This window comes from Pseudomonas sp. MSSRFD41, from assembly GCF_014230245.1.
GTDB lineage: Bacteria > Pseudomonadota > Gammaproteobacteria > Pseudomonadales > Pseudomonadaceae > Aquipseudomonas > Aquipseudomonas piscis.
The window spans coordinates 134,321-153,604 of the sequence record NZ_JACKZK010000017.1 but is presented as its reverse complement, the minus strand read 5'-3'; the positions used below and the strand labels follow the sequence as shown (position 1 = coordinate 153,604).

Here is a 19,284-nt window from a genome sequence, read left to right as displayed (position 1 = left end):
GACGCCAAAGATGTGATACGCACCGTCCCTGGTAGAGTTCATGTCTTGTTCTCCTGACAAGAATTGCCTTTCCCGCACGCAAAGCAGTCGCGGTTCCAGCGTCGCTGGTCGACGCCAGGTTCGAGCGGTGGGGCCTGTGCGTGGGCAGGCACCAGAAGTAGAAAAAAGCCTAGTCAGCTCATTGGATAGCGCCAATTGCGACTGTCGAAATCCGATGAACAGACATTCCAGGACCTGCGCCTGCGCTCGGCGCCCGAACTCCGACAGCCGGCTTGTCGCACCTGACCATGCCCCGGATTTCCGGGCCTTTGCTGGCCGGTACGGCAGCGGGTACCGGGGGGGCGGCGGCGGCAGTTTTCAGCGCCGGATAATCGCTTGACCTTAAAGATAACTTTAAACTTAAGGTTGCCCCGTGGCCGCGCAACCATGGCCTTTCGATTCGCCTGTCGACCTCGGCCAAGCCCCCGGGCCGGCAAGCGAACGCGGATTCGCTAAGCTCAATGGGCCAGACGAGGTTGGCCCGCGACTTCTTCAACGACTCAAGGACACAGCATGCAAACCATATTGGGAGCCAGTGGGCAGATCGCCGTGGAGCTGGCGCGAGAACTGTCCAGCAGCCATACCGATGAGCTGCGGCTGGTCAGTCGCAACCCGGCCAAGGTCAATCCGTCCGACACCTTGCTACCAGCCGACCTGCTGGATGCCGACCAGGCCGCCAAGGCCATCAAGGGCAGCAGCATCGTGTATTTCACCGCCGGCCTGCCGCCGGACACTCGCCTGTGGGAGCAGCAATTCCCACTGATGCTGAAAAATGCCCTCCAAGCGACGCGCGCGGCGAATGCCAAGTTCGTCTATTTCGACAACACCTACATGTACCCGCAGAACGACCGGCTGCTCACCGAGGACGCCCCCTTCCAGCCCGTCGGCCGCAAGGGCCAGGTGCGGGCGGCCATGGCCTCCATGGTGCTGCAGGAAATGGCCAGCGGCGACATTCCGGTGCTGATCGGCCGGGCGCCGGAGTTCTATGGCCCCGGCAAGACCCAGAGCATCACCAACAGCCTGGTGCTGGATAACCTCAAGGCGGGCAAGACGCCGCGGGTGCCGGTGCGCGACGACACCAGGCGCACGCTGATCTGGACCCCCGACGCCAGCCGCGCCCTGGGGCTGCTCGGCAATACCGCGGATGCCTATGGGCAGACCTGGCACCTGCCCTGCGACGATCAGCGCCTGACCTACAAGGAACTGGTTGGCCTGGCCGCGCAAGTGCTGGGCCAGGCGCCCTCCTACAAGGTTCTGGGCAAGTGGACCCTGCTGGCCGCCGGCCTGGTTTCCAGCCAAGTCCGCGAGCTGCGCGAACTGCTGCCGCGCTACGAATACGACAACCTGTTCGATTCGTCGAAATTCAAGCAGCGCTTCCCCGAGTTCCAGGTCACTACCTACCGCCGGGGACTGGAGCAGGTGCTGGGCCGACACGGCGCCCGCTAGCGGTGCCTGCCAGTGGGCGGCGGCCCCGGGTTCGCCAGCTCGGCCCAGCTCTTCACGCGAAGATTACGGTAGCCAACGCAGCTCGCACCGCCAACAGCCTAGCGCGGGCTCAACCTGGCTCGTACCAGGCCTGGTCATCGCCAGCCAGGCGCTCCAGCAGGCGACAGTAGTCGGCGAACATCGCCGTCACCCGTGCAGGATCCATGCGCCCGGGCGCCAGGTCCCAATGGATCAGCAAGCCTTGCGGCAACTCGCTGCTAAGGTTGTCCAGCGCCACCCCATGGGTGCGGCTGGCACTCTTCACGAGGGTCGCCCCTTCGGGGAGTCCGAGGGGACCTTGCGGATCCAGCCGGGTAAACACCACCGGGAACTCCAGCTTGCGCGCCGACTGGCGATTCGTCGCCATCTTGCGCAGGGCCTGCAAGCCACTGACGCAGGCATGCCGGCGATCCTCGGCGAAGATCCGCTCGCAACGCCGGGCCTCCTCAAGCAGCGTCGCCGGGCGATCGTCAAAGTCGACCCAGCTCAATGTGGTGAAGTCACCCACCAGGGCGTCCACCTGCGGGTGCGCCGCCGGTCTCTGCCAGCCCGGGGCCACCAGGGTGAATGGCGCGGGCCAACCGTGCCTGGCGATGCTTCGGGCATAGACGGCGATCAACAAGGCATCGGCCGAGATCCCTGCCCGGTGGATACGCGTGCGCAGGGCTGGCCAGCAGGCCAGGCAGTGTTCGTACTCCAGGTGCGCGACACCGCCGGCGCCGCCATCGTCGAGCGGCGGCCCGGACGGCAGGTGCCGGAACTTCTCCTGCCAGTAGGCCAAGGCCGGTCCTGCCGCCGGCGTGCGCTTGTAGCCTTCGAGCGCCGCGACATACCCGGCAAAATCGATGTTCAACGGCGCCAGAGGCTGGCCGTGGTAGAGCTGGAGCAACTGGCGCAGCAGCAGGTTGCGGCTGGGCAGGTCGATAAGCAGCAAGTCCACCGCCAGGTGCACCCCCTGGCAACCACCGTCCAGGGGGCTCACCCGCAGCCAGGCATGGGGCCAGTCGCCCAGCGCAGTCACTTGTCCCAGCAGCCGTTCGGCGATGCGTCGAGCGTCGCCCTCCGGGCCGTGCGGCTCCAGCTCCAGTTGCGCCGAAGGCGCCGGCTCCAGCACCTGCTGGGTGCCATTGGCCAGGACGCGCGTACGCAGCATCGGATGGTGGGCCACCAGTTGCTGCCAGGCACGGCCCAGCCGCGCAACGTCAAGGTCGTCGATCGCCAGAGCGCAATACAGCTGCGCGTTGCCTTGGCCCGGGTGCAAGGTGCGATTGAAGGCATAGGCCTGCTGCTGATCGGTCAAGGCGAAGGGGCGCCCGGACGCTGCGACTGGAAGCACTTGAAACGGCGTGACGGCAAGCAGTTCGCTCACCGGCAATGCCTTCCACCCGACATCGGTATCGGCCAGGCGGGCCAGCAGTTGGCAGTAATCCTCGCACAACTTCTCGAGCATTCCTTCGGGGTAGCAATCGATGGCCACATCCCAGCTGAACTCCAGCACCCCGGCACGCTCGCGCAGCTGGTGATCGAGGTTGATCTGTGGGGTCTGGGTCACGCAGTAGTGCTGGGCGTCGGCAAACCCCGGGGCTCCACCGATCGCCGGATTGTTGAGCATCGAGGTGAAGACCACCTCCGCTCCGTTGAATCGCGGCCCCTGGCCCTCGGCACGCCGAGCCTCGCGCAGCGCGGCAACGCTGCCCGCACAGCCGTGGTCAAGGTCCTCCAGCAACTGGCGCTGCGCTTGTTGCAGCCATTGCGCCAGGTCCTGTCCTTGCGCCGCGGCAAAGGAAAACAGCTGGGTCGAGATCAGTGGCCCCACCAGGCTATCGATATCCGGATGCAGGGGTAGCCGGCCGTAGCAGGTGCATATCAGGGAAAAGCCCTGCCCGGCATTGGCTTGCTGCAGGACCAGGCCGAACAGCCCAAGCAGCAACGCGCTGCCGGAAACCTGCAGCGCCGCGCCCTGCTCCTTCAAGCGCCGCCAGCGTTCGCGGTCCAGGGTTCGGACCAGGCGACGGCGATGACGACCGGCAGGCCCCGGAGCCTTGGGCAGGTACAGACCCGCCGGCAGTTGGGCCAGCTTGTCAACCCAGTACCGCAGGTCCCGCTGGTAGCGCGGCGATGTCTTGAAGGCGTCCAGGGCCAATTGATAATCACGGAACGTCAGGCCCTGCCCAGGCAGGACGGCCGCGGGCTCCCGGTAAACCAGCAGCCATTGCTGCAAGAGCACTTCGAGCGAGGTGGCATCGACGATCAACTCGTCGATGCTCAGGTGGACCCGGCTGGTCCCCTGGTCCAGCAGCGATACCGCGATAGTGAACAAACGCTCCTGGCCCACCTGGTAGAGCTGGTGCGACATCGATGCGCGCAAGGCCATCAGCGAGCGTTCGCGCTCGGCGCTGGCACTGCGGCGCAAGTCGCGGACCTTGAAGCGATATGGCAGTGCCGGACCGGCCTGCTGGCGGCCATCGTCCAGCATTTTCAAACGCAGTGCGTCATGCTGCGCCAGGAGTCGGTTCCACGCCTGCTCCAGGCGGTAGACGTCCAGTTCCGGCCAGTCGAACTCCAGGTAGATATGGCAACCGACCCGCTCGGCCTCGGCCAGGAGCATGCGCCCCGACAAGAACGATTGCTGGATATCGTTGAGGGCAAACGGCTGGCAGGCGGCTTCGGGCTCGGCCTGCAACACCGGCAGCAGTCCTTGCTCGCCATCGTGGTCCAGCGTCGCCAGGTAAGCCTCGACCTCGCCAAGGCTCAGGTACGGGCTGAGCTGGGCCAGGGGGACCGCTACCTGCAACTGCTGTTCGAGCCTGGCCTTGAGGCCCACCGCCCCCAGCGAGTCGAGCCCCAGGCTGGCCAGGCTGCGCGCCTCGCACCCGGCCAGCGCCTGCGGGTCGCAACCCAGCACCTGGGCGAGGATCTGGCGCAGGTCCCGGCCCGGCTGCCGGCAAGGGTCCGCGGGGCGCGTGGGCGCCGCCAGGCGCGGCGGCAGCCAATGGCGCTGCCGGGCGAAGGCATAGCCGGGCAGACCGACGCGCCGCGGCGGCTGTGGGCGCTGCAGTTGCTGCCAAGGCACGCTGCGCCCTTGCAACCAGGCAGCGGCCAGGGCGCCGAGGTCCGCCGTCGCCAGGGCCTGGTCGAGCGAGGCGTGGTTGCCTGGCGGCACCTCCTCGACCCGCACCGGAGAATCGCCCAGCCCCCGGGCCAGGGCGTCGAGCTGATGCCGCAAGACGCTGATGCTTTGCACCTGGCTGGCCCAGCGGCAAACCATCGCGGTGCGCCCCACTTGCAAGGTATAGGCGATGTCGGCCAGGTCCAGCTCCGGCTGGCGCTCGATGGCCTGCCCAAGCAAGGCGGCCTGTTCCCTGAGGCGTTGCCCATCCTGCGCCGACAGCAGGATCAATTGCGGGCCATGAGCCAGGCCAGGGGGGCGCGGCTGGACGTCAGGCTCCTCCACCACCAAGTGGGCGTTGACTCCGCCGAAACCGTAGCTGTTGATGCTTGCCCGACGAGGCAGCTCCTGCCCACGAGCATCGCGCATGGCCGGCCATGGCCGGTGCTGTGCACTGAGCGACAACAGTTGCGGATCGAGGCTGATCGCCGGGTTGGGTTGGCCATAGCCAGGAATTCCCGGTAACCGCCGCTGGCGCAACGCATCGATCACCTTGAACAGTGCCGCCATGCCCGAAGCCAGCTCGCAGTGCCCGATCAACGGCTTCAAACTGCTCAGATGCCAGGGCGCGACGACCGCTTGTCCGTCTCCCAGCTCTCGGTAGGCCGCCTGTAGCGCGTCGATCTCAATCGCATCGCCCAATGCCGAACCGGTGCCATGGGCTTCTACGTAGCCCAGGGTCTGGGGCTTGACCCCGGCGCGCCGATAGGCAGCGACCATCGCCGCTTGCATGCCGTCATGATCCGGTGCGGTCAGGGACATGCCGTGGCCACCATGGCTCACGCCGCTGCCCTTGATCTTCAGGTGAATCCGATCACCGTCGCGCAGCGCGTCGGCCAGTGGCTTGAGCAGCAGCACGCCGACCCCCTCGGCGCGCACGTAACCATCGGCCCCAGCCTGGAACGAGCGGGTCTGCGCCTGCTCGCTGAGCAAGCCCATTTGCCGGTAGCCCGCGGTTTCATCCGCGGACAACAGCAGGTTCACCGCGCCCACCAGCGCCTGCCGGCACTCGCCGCTGCGCATTGCCTGCATGGCCCGGTGCACGGCTACCAGCGCCGACGAGCAAGCGGTATTGCAGTATTCGCTGGGGCCACGCAGGTCGAGGAACCAGGAAATCCGGTTGGCGTACATGCACGGCGCAGAAGACGTCAGCAGGTACGGGCTGCTACGGGGCACCTCGACGACTTCAGGGTATTGGCTCGGGGCGGCGGTTATGAACACCCCTGTCGGCTGCCGGGCAAAATCCGCGGCACTGATCGCCGCATCGTCCAGGGCCAGCCAGGCATGTTGCAGCAGCAGACGCTGCTGCGGATCCATCAGCGCGGCTTCCGCCGCCGAGATAGAGAAAAACCCGGGGTCGAAATATTCGATACCGTCGATGTAGCCGGCCACAGGCCCGGCCATGCCGCGTTCGGGCGGTACTTCGCGAAGCTGGCTGGTGCCGTTGTGAATGGCGGCGTAAAAACCTTCCAGTCCGCCACCGGGAAAGGAACCGCTGATGCCCACCACGGCAAAGTCGTCCTCTGGGGTGGCGGACAGCGCTGGCGGTTGGGACGCCGGGGCGAGGTGGGCCGCCTGCACTTCGGCCCCTGGCGATGCAGGGCCGCCCAGGCGCTCCTGCACGGCGTCGAGAATTTTCCCGAGGTTGTTGTAGCGAAAGAAAAAGCTCGGCTCCAGGACCAGGCCGAAAGCCCTGCCCAGCGCTTCGCCGAGTCCTGGCAGGTCCGCCGAATCCAGCCCCAGCTCCATCAGGCTGTGCTGCGCCGATACGGGTCGCTCCGGTGCCTGCCCCAGACAACGGTTGAGCGCCTGGCGCACGGCGACTTCGGGCGTGATACCCGGTTGTTCGAGCCGTGGCGTCACGGGTTGCGGTTGCTGGCGTTGGCGGCCAGCCAGGTGATAGCGCACCAGGACGCCATGGCCGGCGTTGTCGGCATCGGCGGGCCGGTAGCCAGCAACCAGTTTCTCGATCCGCGCACCGTGCTGTTCATGGAAGCGCAATATCGGATCCAGCAGCCCTCCTCGCTCGTCACGTGCCTGGATATAGTCGGCCAGGGCCAGGTGCCGGTGGCGGGGATAGTCCTTGCAACGGGTCACGCCGACCACCGTGTCCACGCCGTTTTGCAGCGTGCAGTATTGCAGCATGAACTCCAGCAACTGGTCGCCATAGCCGCTGTACTGGTGCGCCGGCAAGATATTCAGGCTCTGGATCTGCACGATGCTGCCCTTGCCGTGGAACAGCTGGTCGACGGTGGCGAAGTTGACCGTGGCCAAGTCCTCGATGCGCAAGAGGCGCTGGGAATAGATCACGCCCACCACCTGCCCGCCGAGCTCCAGGACCAATTGCCCCGCAGGATCCTGGCGCAAGCGACGCCGCAGGATCGCTTCATCGACTCGCCCGCCTGCTGGCCAGCAAGCCTGTTCGAGCTCCAGCAAGGCGCCCATGTCCCCCGGGGCGGCATGGCGGACACGATACTCGCGTCGCTTGTAGCAACCGCTGGTGGCGCAGCAACCGAGGCCACCCTGGGGGAGCTTGTGGAGCATGCCCGGCTCGGCGAACAGCCCGGCTCCGGCCAGCGCCATCAGGTAGTGCGCGGCCTCGACCGGATAGTGGCAGGCAAGGTTGCCGGCCCAGTGGTCGCCCGGGTACCAGTGGCTGTCACTGAGTACCAGCCACTGCTCGCCAGTCAGCATCGCCAGGCCTGCGGCCGAACGGTCGAGGCTGGCCAGCACCGCGGCGCCATCCACCGCCTGCCCGGCGAGGTCCAGGTAATGACGCCGTGGCACCAGGGACGGCGGGCGCGGCGTCGAGGCTTGGGGTGGCAGCAGGTTCTGCTGGCCGATACCCAGCCACAGAATCCGCGCATCACCCGGTACGCCTGCCTCTTGTAGTTGTTGGCGCACCGCCTGCGGTTCATCGGCCAAGGCGCGGTCCAGCTCCAGCCATCGCAGTGGGTGGTGCTCCAGGGCCCGGCCCCGAGCGGTATGCTGGCGTACCCAGTACTCCAGCTGGTCCAGGGTGCCTGCGGGGGAGCGACCCAGGCTGACGACCCACTGCGCCTGGGCAGACACTGGCTGGGCATCGAAAAGCGGGCCCAACAGCAGCTCCAGCGTCGATCGATCTCCCGGCCAGGCGTATTGCTCGCCTGCCTGCTGGAGCCATTGCAGCGCCTGTGCCCAGCGCTCCCCCTGGCCGAACAGGAGCTCTTCGACCATGGCGGGCAAGCTGGCGAAATAGGCCAGGAACGGTTGGCTCAATAGTTCGGCCAGCAGTGTTCGGCGCTCGGGGGCGAGCACCAGATGGCGTTCCTCCCGGCGAATCCAGCGCTGGCCCCGCAGGAAATCACTCAACCGGCGGCGGGCGTCGGGGTCCGTCGGCCCGGCCGCCAGGCGTCCAGGATCGACCCGGCCGCTGTCGACATCGATTCCTGCGTTGCATTGCAACCGCTGTAGCAGCCCCAGCGCCAGCAACTGGTCCAGGCCCTGGCGGAGTACCGGGCAATGCAGGTTCCAGTCCAGCGCCGCCAGTTCCAGCCAGGGGCCTGCCGGCGATAGCTCTGCGGCTAGCGGTAGCTCTGGCGCCAGCCAGGAGAACAGCTGGCTGGCCTGGCTGGGCAGCGAGGCGATGGCCGATGCCGGGGCCTTGAAAAAATACTGATCATCGCTCGCCTGGCTCAACCAGCCGCAACCTTCGAGGGCATCGAAGATCACTCGCAACGGACCGGCGTTGACCGAGGCCGCATCGGTGAATTCAGCAAAGCCGAACGTCTGGTTGATGCCCCTGGCGGAAATCAGCTGGCGGCTTTCCAGGGCCAGCACACTGGCGATGAACAACAGCTGGTCGGTCAGCGTGGCATTGGTCGTCGGTTCCATGACAAGGCATCCTGGGCTAGGTGCGATCACGATAAGGCGGTGTTGCGCGCGGCCTTGACCAGCTTGGTCAGAACCTCGCCCGGTCCCAGCTCCTCGAACTCCAGCGCCCCCTGGCGCATCAGGTATTGCATGCTCTCGAGCCAGCGCACCGAGCCGCAGATCTGCCGGGACAGGTTGTCCACCACTTCCCCATCGCGATAAGGCGCGGCGTTGACGTTGGCGATGACCGGGGTCTGCAGCGGCCGGTAATCGAAGGTCGCCAGGTAGTGACTGAAGGCGCGCATGGCACTGTCCATGTAGCGGGAATGGAAAGGCGCGCTGACCGGCAGTTCGACGAAGGTGATGCCCTGCGCCTGGAAGATCTCCTTGGCTTCGCTGAGCGCCACCACAGGACCGGCCAGCACCACTTGGGACGGTGAGTTGTAGTTGGCGATGTCCAGGGCCCCGAGGGCATGACGGTTCAACAACGCCTGGACCTCATCGGGGCTCGGGCCGATGACCGCCGCCATGCCGCCTCCGGTGGCGAGCGCCATCAGCTCGCCACGTTTTTTCACCAGTTTCAGGCCGGTCTCGAAGGAGAATGCCCCGGCGGCGAACAAGGCGCAGTATTCACCCAGGCTGTGGCCGGCCAGGAAGTCGGGCTTGCGCGGATCGGCCTGCTGCCTGGCCAGGAATGCCAGGGCGCTGACGGTATAGAGCGCCGGCTGGGTGAACCGGGTGTTGGACAGCTGGCGCTCGGGATCTTCCAGGCACAGGGTCTTGAGCGAATAACCGAGGACCTGGTCCGCTTGCGCCAGGTGGTCGGGGAACTGCTCGAACAGCTCCGCCCCCATGCCCAGGCGTTGCGAACCCTGCCCGGGAAACAGGTACACACGCTTGGGGCCGGATGGCAATGGCGTCGAGGGTCGTTGGACCAGCCGTGGTGGCGGGGACAGGACGGCCGCTTGCCGCGGGATGTCGAGCGGTGCCTGCACCGATGGTGCCGCCGCCATGCCCGGCTGGATGGCGGTCGGCAACGGCTGCAAGGCACGGCCCAGGGTCAGGGCCTCGTCGAACTTCTCCAGGTCACGGCCGAACGGGCTCAACACCGCGATCGTCCGCGGCAAGGAGCGCTCGCGCAGGTTCTGCTTGACCAGGTTGGCCAGGGTGCCGCTGGGCCCGAGGTCGAGGTAGATCATCGACTCGCCGCGCTCGGCGGCTTGCTGCTCGAGCTGTGCCAGGGTCTGGGAAAAGCGGATCGGCTGGCGAATGCTCTGCCAGTAGTGGTCGCCGTCCAGCCGCTCCAGGACCTGGCCGCTGTGGCAGGAAACCACCGGGGTCTGTGCCGGTTGCCAGGCCACCTGGCGAAACAGGGCGTCGACCTCGGGCTTGAGAAAGTCGATATGCCGCGAGTGAAAGGCCTGGTTCACCGGCAAGCGTTGGTAGACCACGTCCCGGGCATTGAGCTGGCGCTCGGCCTCGGCGATCGCACTGGCCGGACCCGCCACCACCATGACCGAGGGGGCGTTGTAGGCGGCGATATCGCAGTGCTCGTGCAACGCCGGCAGTTCCTGGAACAGCGACTGTGGAGCCAGGATCGCCAGCATCGCGCCAGTGCCCGTTGCGCCTTGCTGCTGGTGGAACAACTGCCCCTGGCGCACCACCAGGCGCACCGCCTCGGGCAGCGCGATGATCTCGGCCAGCGCGGCGCCGGCCAGTTCCCCGAGGCTGGCGCCCAGCAGCAGGTCAGGCTTGACGCCCTGCTCGGCCAGGGTCCGGCCCAACGCGTACTCGACCATGAAGATCGCCGGGTGGCTCAGGCGGATGTCATCGAACACCTGGGAGCGTGGATGGCTGTCGTGGTAGATCGTGGCGACCACCGACTGGCCCAGTTCGGCGCGCACCAGGCTATCGAGTTCGTTCATCCAGTGCTGGAACCGCAGGTTGTTCTGATAGAGCTCGCGACCCATCTGGTAGAACTGGCAGCCCTGGCCGGGAAACATGAACACCACGCAAGACTTCTGTCCCTGGAAAAGATAAGGCATGAATTTCATCCTGAAATGAATTGCGATAATGACGGCTCGCAGTATAGGAGCCGATCCGGAACGGCTCGGGGCCGTGAGAAAAAATCCTCGGCATCTTGGCTATCACCTCTATGCTGCTGTGGCGAAGCCCTTTGCAGCTTTCCCACATGGAGGTAGAAATGACGACCCAAGGACCAGTGACCGTATCGCCGATCAGCCAGTGGTACGACATGATGACCCGGATGTTCCCCGACCAGCGCCTGACGTTCCTCAACTACGGCTACCTGGCCAGGGACAGCAACTTCGACTGGATCGACGACCGGGACCTGGAGCAGAAATGCTCGGCGAACCTGATTCGCACCCTGCTGGGGAATATCGACCTGCGCGGCAAGAAGGTCCTGGAAGTCGGCTCTGGGCGTGGCGGCAACTGCTCCTACCTGGCCCGCTACACCGGGGCGGCGTCCGTCACCGGGATGGATTTCTGCCCGGCGCATATCGAGTTGTGCAACCGGGTGCATGCCCTGCCGGGGCTGACCTTCGTCGAGGGTGACGCCATGGCCCTGCCGTTTGCCGACAAGCAGTTCGACGTCGTGATCAATATCGAGTCGTCGCACTGCTATCCCGACCTCGATACCTTCGGCACGCAGGTGCGCCGGGTACTGAAGGACGATGGCTGGTTCCTGTACGCCGACACCATGAAGGGCGACAACCCCAGCACCTTGAACGAGCGTGACAGCATCGGCGTCGATTTCTTCGAGAACGTGCTGGAACAGCACGAAGCGATGATTCGCCATGCGCGCTTCGAGGTGCGCGATCACGCCGATATTTCCGAAGGCGTGCTCAGGGCCTTCGAAAGCGAGCAAGGTCACCTCAAGCACCTGCTCAAGAGCCTGGTGAACGAGAAGAAGCAACAAGGCACGGCGCTGCCGCCCGAGGTCTGGCACGCATTCGACACCATGTTCCACTTCTTCGATGACAGCGGCGTCAAGGCCTACAGGAACGGCCATCTGGCGTACAAGCTCTGGCGCCTGAAAAAAGCCGCCTGAAGCCCATCGACAACAGGTGCAGAGACCGCCTCGGGCCTCAGCCAATGGCACTCTCCACCGCCTCTGGGCAATACAGGGCCGCACACGACCGGGCGATCACCCGGAATACCTCCGGTTGGGTCAACAGGGTCATGTGGTTGGCCGAGGCCACGTCGGTCATTTCGAAATTCGGCAGCTGGCGTTGCCATTCCTGCCAATAGTCGGCGTGATTGAAAGCGGCGAACTCCTGGCTGTCGGTGGAAAAGAACGGTTCCAGCTCGCCCATCCACAAGCCACTGGCATTGCGAAAATAACGGCAGGCCACTTCCCCGGCCCTGGGCAGCGGCAGGATGCGGTAGTGCTCGACCTGGTAGGCCTGCTGGACCCGCGTGACTTGCTCCAGCCGCTCTTGCAGGCGTTGCTCGCTGATGGCCAGGCCACGCTGGCGAGCCAGCCCGATCAGTTGCTCGCGGTAATCCGCGATCGCCAGGGCCAGGTCCACTTCGTCGCGGTGGATCAGCACCTGGGCAAAACGCTCCGGCGTCTGGCCGATGGTCATTTGCAAGGACATGTTGACGGTCTGCAACAGGCGGGTCTTGTCACTCAGGCGCGCGGTGCGCTCGCCGGTCACGTCCGGCGAGTCGAGCATCACCAGGCTGTCGACGCTTTCCCCCAGTTCCTGCAACTGCCGGGTCACTTCATAAGCCAGCATGCCGCCCAGGGAATAGCCCCCCAGGTCATAGGGGCCCTGCGGCTGCACCGACTGGATGACCTGGATGTAATAGGCCGCCATGGCCTGGATGCCCTGTAACGGCGCGCGATCGGTCATCCAGCCCCTGGCCTGCAGGCCGAAGAACGGGCGTTGCACCTGCTGGGCCAGCCCCTGGTAGATCTCGCTGCCCCCCAGGGCGCCGTGGAACCAGAACACCGGACGACCGTGCTGCGCCTGGTTGAGCCGCTGCAATTCCGGGAAACGCACTGGCGATCCGCCGAGCAAGCCGATGATCTGCGCGGGCAGCGCCACCTCTCGCCGGTCATCCGGCGCCAGGGGCCGGTCGAGCAGTTCCAGGACATCGCCAAGGGTATTGCAGCGCTGGATATCCGCCAGCACCAATCGGGGATCGATCCGGGCCTGCACCTGCATCGCCCATTGCAACATCACGATCGAATCGGCGCCGTAGGCCGTGAGCGGCCTGGCCGGCGCCAGTTCCTCAGGCGCCATGCCCAACAGTTCCGCAAGCAGGTACAAGCCCTGCTCTGCGGCGGTACGCGGTGCTTTTCCGGATTCCAGGGGAGCGCTCGCGACAGCGGCGGGCAGCTCATCCGTCGAACTGGGCGCGGCGCCCTGCTCCAGCCAATAGCGCTGCCTGTCGAAGGCATAGGTCGGCAGGTCGATCAGTCGCGCACCGGCCTTCGGGGCCAGTTCATGCCAGGGAACCTCGCCCCCCTGGGTCCAGAGCAATGCCAACTGCTGCAGGTCGCCGGCACCGACCAGGCCCTGGCCGAAGGCCGCGGCCCCCGGCCCGGACAACAGACTGGCGAGCGCCGCCGGAACCGCCTCGACATCACCGAAGGCCAGCGGCAAGCCTCGGGCTTGTAACGCAACCAGGCTTTCGCCCTGGGCAAGCGCGGCCAGGATCTCGGCCAGCAGCGTGCGCAACTGGTCGATGCTGGCCACCCGCAACGCCAGGCGCAGCGGCATGGCCTCACGGCCAACCTGCAGGGTATGGGCCAGGTCTTGCAGGCGCACTGGCCGATGGCGATCCAGATGATGCGCCAACCTGGCCAGCGCCTGGTGCAGGGAGTGCCGGGTGCGCGCGGACAGCGGCACGATCTGTTCTTCGTCCGGTCCTGGCGGTGCCTCGCCCGCGTTCGTGCCTGGGTACTCCTCCAGGATCAGGTGGGCATTCGAGCCGCCAGCGCCGAAGGCACTGAGCGCGGCCCGACGCGGCACGGCCTGGGCCATGCCGTCGATCTCCAGCAGCGGCTGCGGCCAGTCGGCCAGCGTACGTTGCAACACGAATGGCGAGCTCTCGAAGTCCAACTGTGGATTCAACTGGCCGAGCAGCAACGATGGCGCCAATTGCCGGTGCTGCAATTGCAGTACCAGCTTGCTGAGGGCACACAGGCCCGAGGCGGCCTCGGCATGCCCGACATTGGATTTGACCGAACCGATGGCGCAAGACCGGGGCGCAACCCCGGCCTCGGCGAATACCCGGCTGAGGGCGCTCAACTCGATCGCGTCGCCCATGGCCGAACCGTTGGCCGCCGACTCGACATAGCTGATGGTGCGCGGGTCGATGCCGGCCCGCTTGAAGTTGCCCTCGATCAAGGCTGCCTGCAGCTTGGCGCTGGGCATCGAGAAACCATGGGTATGGCCGCCATGGTTGACCGCCGTCGACTTGATCACCGCCAGCACCGGATCGCCATCGCGCTCCGCGTCGGCCAGGGTCTTGAGCAATACCGCCCCGACGCCTTCGGCCGGCAGGTAGCCATCGCCGTCGGCGAAGCTGCGGCTGCCGGCATGGCTGCCCAGTACCTGGCCGATGCTCAGGCCGATGTACTTCTTCGGATGCAGGCTGAGATTGACGCCGCCGGCGATCGCCAACCGGCAATCGCCGTTGCGCAGCGCTTCGCCGGCGGCATGGATCGCCGAGATCGACGACGAGCACATGGTATCGATGGCCAGGCTCGGTCCCTGGAAATCGAAGAAATAGGACACCCGGTTGGCGATGGCGCTGTAGGACGTCACGGACACCAGGGACTCGCGGACCAGATCCGCTGCGAACGCCTGGTATTGCTGGTACATCACTCCGACGAAGACCCCCACCTGCTGCTGATAGCGTTGCTTGAGCTGTTGCCGGGTGATGCCGGCGCTTTCCAGCAGGTTCCAGCAGGTCTCCAGGAACAACCGGTCGTTGGGGTTGATGATCGGTGCCTCGCGGGGCGAGAGATTGAAGAACAGCGGATCGAAATCCTCGATGCCATCGAGAAAGCCGCCCCATTTGCAGTAGGTCTTGTCGAAGCGCCCGCGCTCCGGGTGGAAATAGGCCTGGTGGTCCCAGCGCGCGGCCGGTACCTCGCTGATCAGATCCTGGCCCGCGGCCAGCTTGCGCCACAAGGTCTCCAGGTCTTCGGCGCCCGGATAGCGCCCACTGATCCCGACGATCGCCAGGTCGCGACCGCCAGTGGTCGCTGGCTGTGCGGCCCGGGCCTGGCGCTGGCCCTGTCGCCGCGCGGCTGCCGGTGCCGCCCGGGGCGCGGCGTCGGCCTGACCGGGCGGCGCACGGCGCGCCTGTCCCGGCGCCAGTAACTGGCGCAGCCGCTCCGGTTGCTGGCGGCTGAAATACTGGCTCAACTCGCGCACCGTCTGGTGTTCGTACAGCAAGGTATTGGGCAGCGAGCCGAAGCTTCGCTCCAGCTGGCCGGTCAACTCGGTCAGCAGGATCGAATCGGCCCCATAGCGTTCGAACGACTCGTCGCTGTCGATCTTCTCCTGGGGACGCTTGAGGGTGTTCGCCAGCAGCTGCTTGAAATAGCGGATCGCCAGGTTCTCCAGCTCATCCTCCATGACCTGCGGCACGGGTGCGGCTTCTGGCTCGACCGTCGCTGGTCCAGGCGCCTGGCGCTGCCCGGCGATGAAGCTTCTGATCCTGGCGATATCTCCTTGCAGCACCAGCCAGCGCCCAGCGCCTTCGGCACTGGCCAGTAGCCGGCGCAACGTGTTCAGGCCGCCGGCATCGCTCAAGGGACGGATTCCGCTGTGCTCGAACATCTGGCGTTCGCGCATGGCATCGATCCCCATGCCGCCGTTGGCCCACAACGGCCAGTCAATCGCCAGGGTCCGTCCATGGCGCAGGCCTGCCTGGACCTGGGCGTTGCGCCAGCCGGCCCATTCATCCATGAAGCCATTGGCCAGGGCGTAGTCGCCCTGCCCTGGGTTACCGATTACCGCGCTCACCGACGAGTACAGCACGAAGCAGTCCAGCATCAGGTGCGCGCTGGCGCGGTCGAGGTTCAGCACCCCCGCCACCTTGGGCGCCAGTACCGCCGCCATGTCGCTTGCGCGCTTGTTGCATAGGCGACTGTCGCGAGTGATGCCCGCGCAATGGACAATCCCGTTTAGCGTGCCGAACAGGTGCTCGCAGCGCTCGACCAGTGTCCGTACCGCCTGCGGGTCGCTGATATCCAGGGCGTGCAGGTGCACCTCGGCGCCCAGCGCCCGCAGTGCCTCGATGCGCGCCTGCGCGTGCGCCGACAGTTGCTCGGCCCCGCGACTGGCCAACACCAGTCGCACGCCCCGGGCCTGGCGGGCAATGCTGTGTGCCAGCAGCAAGCCCAGGCCACCGGTACCACCGCTCAACAGATAGGCCCCGCCCGGTCGCCAAGGATCGGCAGGGTCGTCGGCCAGCGTGGTTTCCTCCCAGGCCAGCACCTGGCGCTGGCCTGCGAGGTAACGCACCTGCTCGGCATCCTGCCGGCCATTGTCCAGCAGCCGTTGGGGGTTCAGATCCCCGGGCAGTTCCAGAAGCTGGACGGCGGCCACCAGGCCTTCGTTCCTGGCCGTCTTGAGCAAGGCCAGCAAGGCTTTGAAAACGGCGGTGGCCGGCCCTGCTTCGCCCCATACCAGTTGCACCAGGCTGTCGGCGGGGCACGTCTGCAACCGCTGGATCAGGAAGCTGGCCAGCTCCGGCAGGGCAACGCCCGGATCGTCGGGCACCTGGGGCAAACGTTCGATAACGATCGATTGCTGCGCGCCGGCCAGGGCCTGGCAACTATCTTGCAGGGATTGCAGGTCCACGGTCGGGGCGGCGGCCACCAGCACCCACTGCCGGGCGACGGATCGCTGAGCGGGCTGTTCAAGGGTTTCGTCGCGCCACACTGGGCGCAGGACCAGCAGCGGCTCGGCGGCCGGCGCAAGCACCCGCGACGAAAAACCCTGCAGGCGCAGGGCTATGCGCCCCTGATCGTCGCAAAGGTCCACGTCCAGCTTGCTGATACGCCCGGGCTGGTGGCCGGCGCCATGGCGCACCCAGGCCTGGCACGGCTGCTTGAGCAAGCGCAGATCGCCAAGGATCACCCTGTCCAGGGCGAACGGCACCAAGGGCCGTGGCTCCTGACCGGTTGCTTGATGACCCGGCTCGGCCAGGCCCATCCCGGCCTGCAAAGCGGCATCGAGCAGGCCGCACGGCAAGTCAGTCGCGGTATCTGGCTCGCCCAGCAGCTTGGCCAATACCTGGTCGTGGCCGGCCTGCAGTGCCTGGATCCGGCGAAACCGTTCGCCATAGACCAGGCCCATTGCGGCGAACACGCCATAGCAATGTTCCGGCTCCAACGGCCGCTCGCCGGTGGCGTTGGCGATGGCCGCCAGGTCCAGCGGTGCCGGTTGCTCGCTGGAACCCAGCAGGGCCACCCCGGTGCAGTAACACGAGTCATCGCCCAGGGCATCGCGGATCTCGAAACGAATCTCACCGGCGCCCTGCTCCGCCAGTTCGATATCGATCAGCAACTCACCGCCCTCATGGCACATGGGGCGGCGCCAGGCGATGTTCTTCAGGCCTGCCAGGCGTTGCTCAGCGCCCAGGGACAACTCCAGGGCGGCCCTGGCCATCTCCAGGTAGGCCACGCCAGGCAGGGTCTTCCGGCCATTGACCCGATGCTCGGTGAAAAACCACTCGTTGCCGCTGAAGCGACTGCTAAAGCGTTGCCCCGAGAGATCCGAAGTATTGCGGTGTACCAGCGGATGCAGGGCGCCCGGCCCCGGTTGCACCGGCTCGGCGCCGGCGCTGAGCCAGTAGCGTTCGCGGCTGAACGGATAGGTCGGCAAGGGAATGCGTGTCGGCCGGCAGTGCCGGTAGAGCTGGCGCCAGTCCACTTCGGCGCCCTGGACCCACAAGCCCAGCAAGGTGCTGCCATCGTGCTGCTGCAGAGCGCCAAGCACTTGCTCCGCGGCACTCGGGGCGCAGGCCCGGATGCCAGCGCCGCAGGCACGCAACTGCTCCACCAGGCTGGCGTGACTGTGGGCTACGAAGGCCAGCCGGTACTCCATCGCCTCGCGACCCAGTTGCAAGCTGGCGGCTAGTTCCGCCAAGGCCGGTTGTCGTTCGCCCTGCAGGAACTCGAGCAACTGCCGGACCCGCGCCTGCAGGGCGTCGGGGCTGCGGGCCGAGAGCGGGAACAAGGTCGCCGCCATGCCTGGTTGCGCCGTGCCCTCGACGGGGCCGACCGCTTCAAGCACCACATGGGCGTTGGCCCCGCCGAAGCCGAATGAACTGACGCCGGCCCGGCGCGGCAGCGGATTGCCCTGGCTGTCCTGGGCCGATGGCCATTCGCGCCCGGCCTGGAGGATCTCGAACGGGCTGTCGGCCAGTTCGATATAGGGATTGAGCCGTTCGCTGTGCAGGCTCCTGGGCAGATAACCGTTGTGCAGTACCAGCAGGGTCTTGATCAGCCCGGCGATCCCGGCTGCGGACTCGAGATGGCCGATGTTGGTTTTCACCGAGCCCAGGTAGCAACGCTGGCCGGGCTTGGCGCCCAGTTCGGCGAAGGCCTGCTTGAGCCCGCTGATCTCGATCGGGTCGCCCAGGCGCGTGCCCGTGCCGTGGACCTCTATGTAGCCGATGCTGGCGATGTCCAGGCCGCGGTACGCTTGCTTGAGCAATTCGGCCTGGGCCCTGGGATTGGGTGCGGTCAGGGAGTTGGCATGGCCGCCATGGTTTTCCGCCGAACCGATGACCGTCGCGACGATGTTGTCGCCATCGGCCAGGGCCTGCTGGTAGTCCTTGAGGATCACCACCCCGACGCCTTCGCCCCGCACATAGCCGTCGGCATCCTCGGCGAAGGCCTTGCAACGGCCGCTCGGACTGAGCATGCCGGCCTTCAGCGCACCGATGAACACCATGGGTTCCAGGCACAGGTTGACTCCGCCAGCCACCGCCACCGCGCAATCGCCGTTGCGGATCGCCTGCACGGCGCGATGGACCGCCACCAGCGAGCTGGAACAGGCGGTGTCGACGGGAGCGCTGGGGCCATGGAAGTCGAACAGGTAGGAAATGCGGTTGGCGATGATCGAGTGGGCATTGCCCGTGGCATCGTGGCTGCCGGCATCGGCGCGGGCCAGCAGGCCGTTGTAGTCGGCGGAAGAAATCCCGATGAAGACCCCCGTATCGCTGCCTCGCAGGTCGCCGGGGCGAATACCCGCATGCTCGAAGGCGGCCCAGGTCTGCTCCAGCACCAGCCGATGCTGCGGATCCATGGCCTCGGCCTCGCGAGCGCTGATCCTGAAGAAGTCGGCGTCGAACGCCAAGGGCTCGTCGATGAAGCCGCCCGGGCACGCGAAGGTATCCCGCAGGTGGGCACGCTCGGCGATGCCCGGCAGGTGCCAATAGGGCAACTCACTGATGTGCGAACGCTCCTGGCGCAACGCCTGCCAGAATTGCCCGGCGTCGGCGGCCCCCGGAAAACGTCCGGAAAAACCGACGATGGCCACCCGGGTATCCGCTGCTTGCGGCGCTGGCCGCGGGCGGGAAATCTCGCTGACCTGGCGCCTGTCCCGTGGCGCCGGCGCGCCGGCTTGGCGCGGCGACGGTCGCTGGTTGGGCAGACGGATGTCGGATGTATGGTTCGAGGTTGTATCGTTCATGCCCTTACCGTCCTGGTTTGCCCGGCAGCCTGGACGGCCGGGTCGCTT

At 66.4% G+C, this 19,284-nt stretch carries 5 protein-coding genes; 2 read left to right on the top strand and 3 right to left on the bottom strand.

Annotated features, from left to right (window positions below):
- Positions 1-552: 552 nt before the first annotated feature.
- A complete protein-coding gene (locus H7A76_RS23090; protein WP_185700650.1) occupies positions 553-1,485 on the top strand; it encodes an NAD-dependent epimerase/dehydratase family protein in 933 nt (310 codons plus the stop codon).
- Positions 1,486-1,594: 109 nt separating this feature from the next.
- On the opposite strand, the gene H7A76_RS23085 is transcribed toward H7A76_RS23090, so the two are convergent.
- Both H7A76_RS23085 and fabD read right to left on the bottom strand, forming a co-directional pair.
- The gene (locus H7A76_RS23085) at positions 1,595-8,566 is read right to left on the bottom strand and encodes a GNAT family N-acetyltransferase (RefSeq protein ID WP_185700649.1); all 6,972 of its coding nucleotides are present in this window, start codon (positions 8,564-8,566) and stop codon (positions 1,595-1,597) included.
- A gap of 26 nt (positions 8,567-8,592) precedes the next feature.
- The gene (gene fabD / locus H7A76_RS23080) at positions 8,593-10,590 is read right to left on the bottom strand and encodes an ACP S-malonyltransferase (RefSeq protein ID WP_185700648.1); all 1,998 of its coding nucleotides are present in this window, start codon (positions 10,588-10,590) and stop codon (positions 8,593-8,595) included.
- A gap of 158 nt (positions 10,591-10,748) precedes the next feature.
- Between fabD and H7A76_RS23075 the strand changes: the two genes are divergently transcribed.
- Entirely contained in the window at positions 10,749-11,615 is an 867-nt protein-coding gene (locus H7A76_RS23075) for a class I SAM-dependent methyltransferase (protein ID WP_185700647.1), read from the top strand.
- Positions 11,616-11,652: 37 nt separating this feature from the next.
- Here the strand turns inward: H7A76_RS23075 and H7A76_RS23070 are convergent, their stop codons facing one another.
- Complete coding sequence (locus H7A76_RS23070; protein WP_185700646.1) at positions 11,653-19,236, bottom strand: SDR family NAD(P)-dependent oxidoreductase; 7,584 nt, start codon at positions 19,234-19,236, stop codon at positions 11,653-11,655.
- Between the last annotated feature and the right edge of the window lie 48 nt (positions 19,237-19,284).

Excerpts from the sequence above, each read along its gene's own strand:
- H7A76_RS23070 (WP_185700646.1), bottom strand. The coding sequence starts at position 19,236 with ATGAACGATACAACCTCGAACCATACATCCGACATCCGTCTGCCCAAC.
- H7A76_RS23090 (WP_185700650.1), top strand. The coding sequence starts at position 553 with ATGCAAACCATATTGGGAGCCAGTGGGCAGATCGCCGTGGAGCTGGCG.
- H7A76_RS23085 (WP_185700649.1), bottom strand. The coding sequence starts at position 8,566 with ATGGAACCGACGACCAATGCCACGCTGACCGACCAGCTGTTGTTCATC.
- fabD (WP_185700648.1), bottom strand. The coding sequence starts at position 10,590 with ATGCCTTATCTTTTCCAGGGACAGAAGTCTTGCGTGGTGTTCATGTTT.
- H7A76_RS23075 (WP_185700647.1), top strand. The coding sequence starts at position 10,749 with ATGACGACCCAAGGACCAGTGACCGTATCGCCGATCAGCCAGTGGTAC.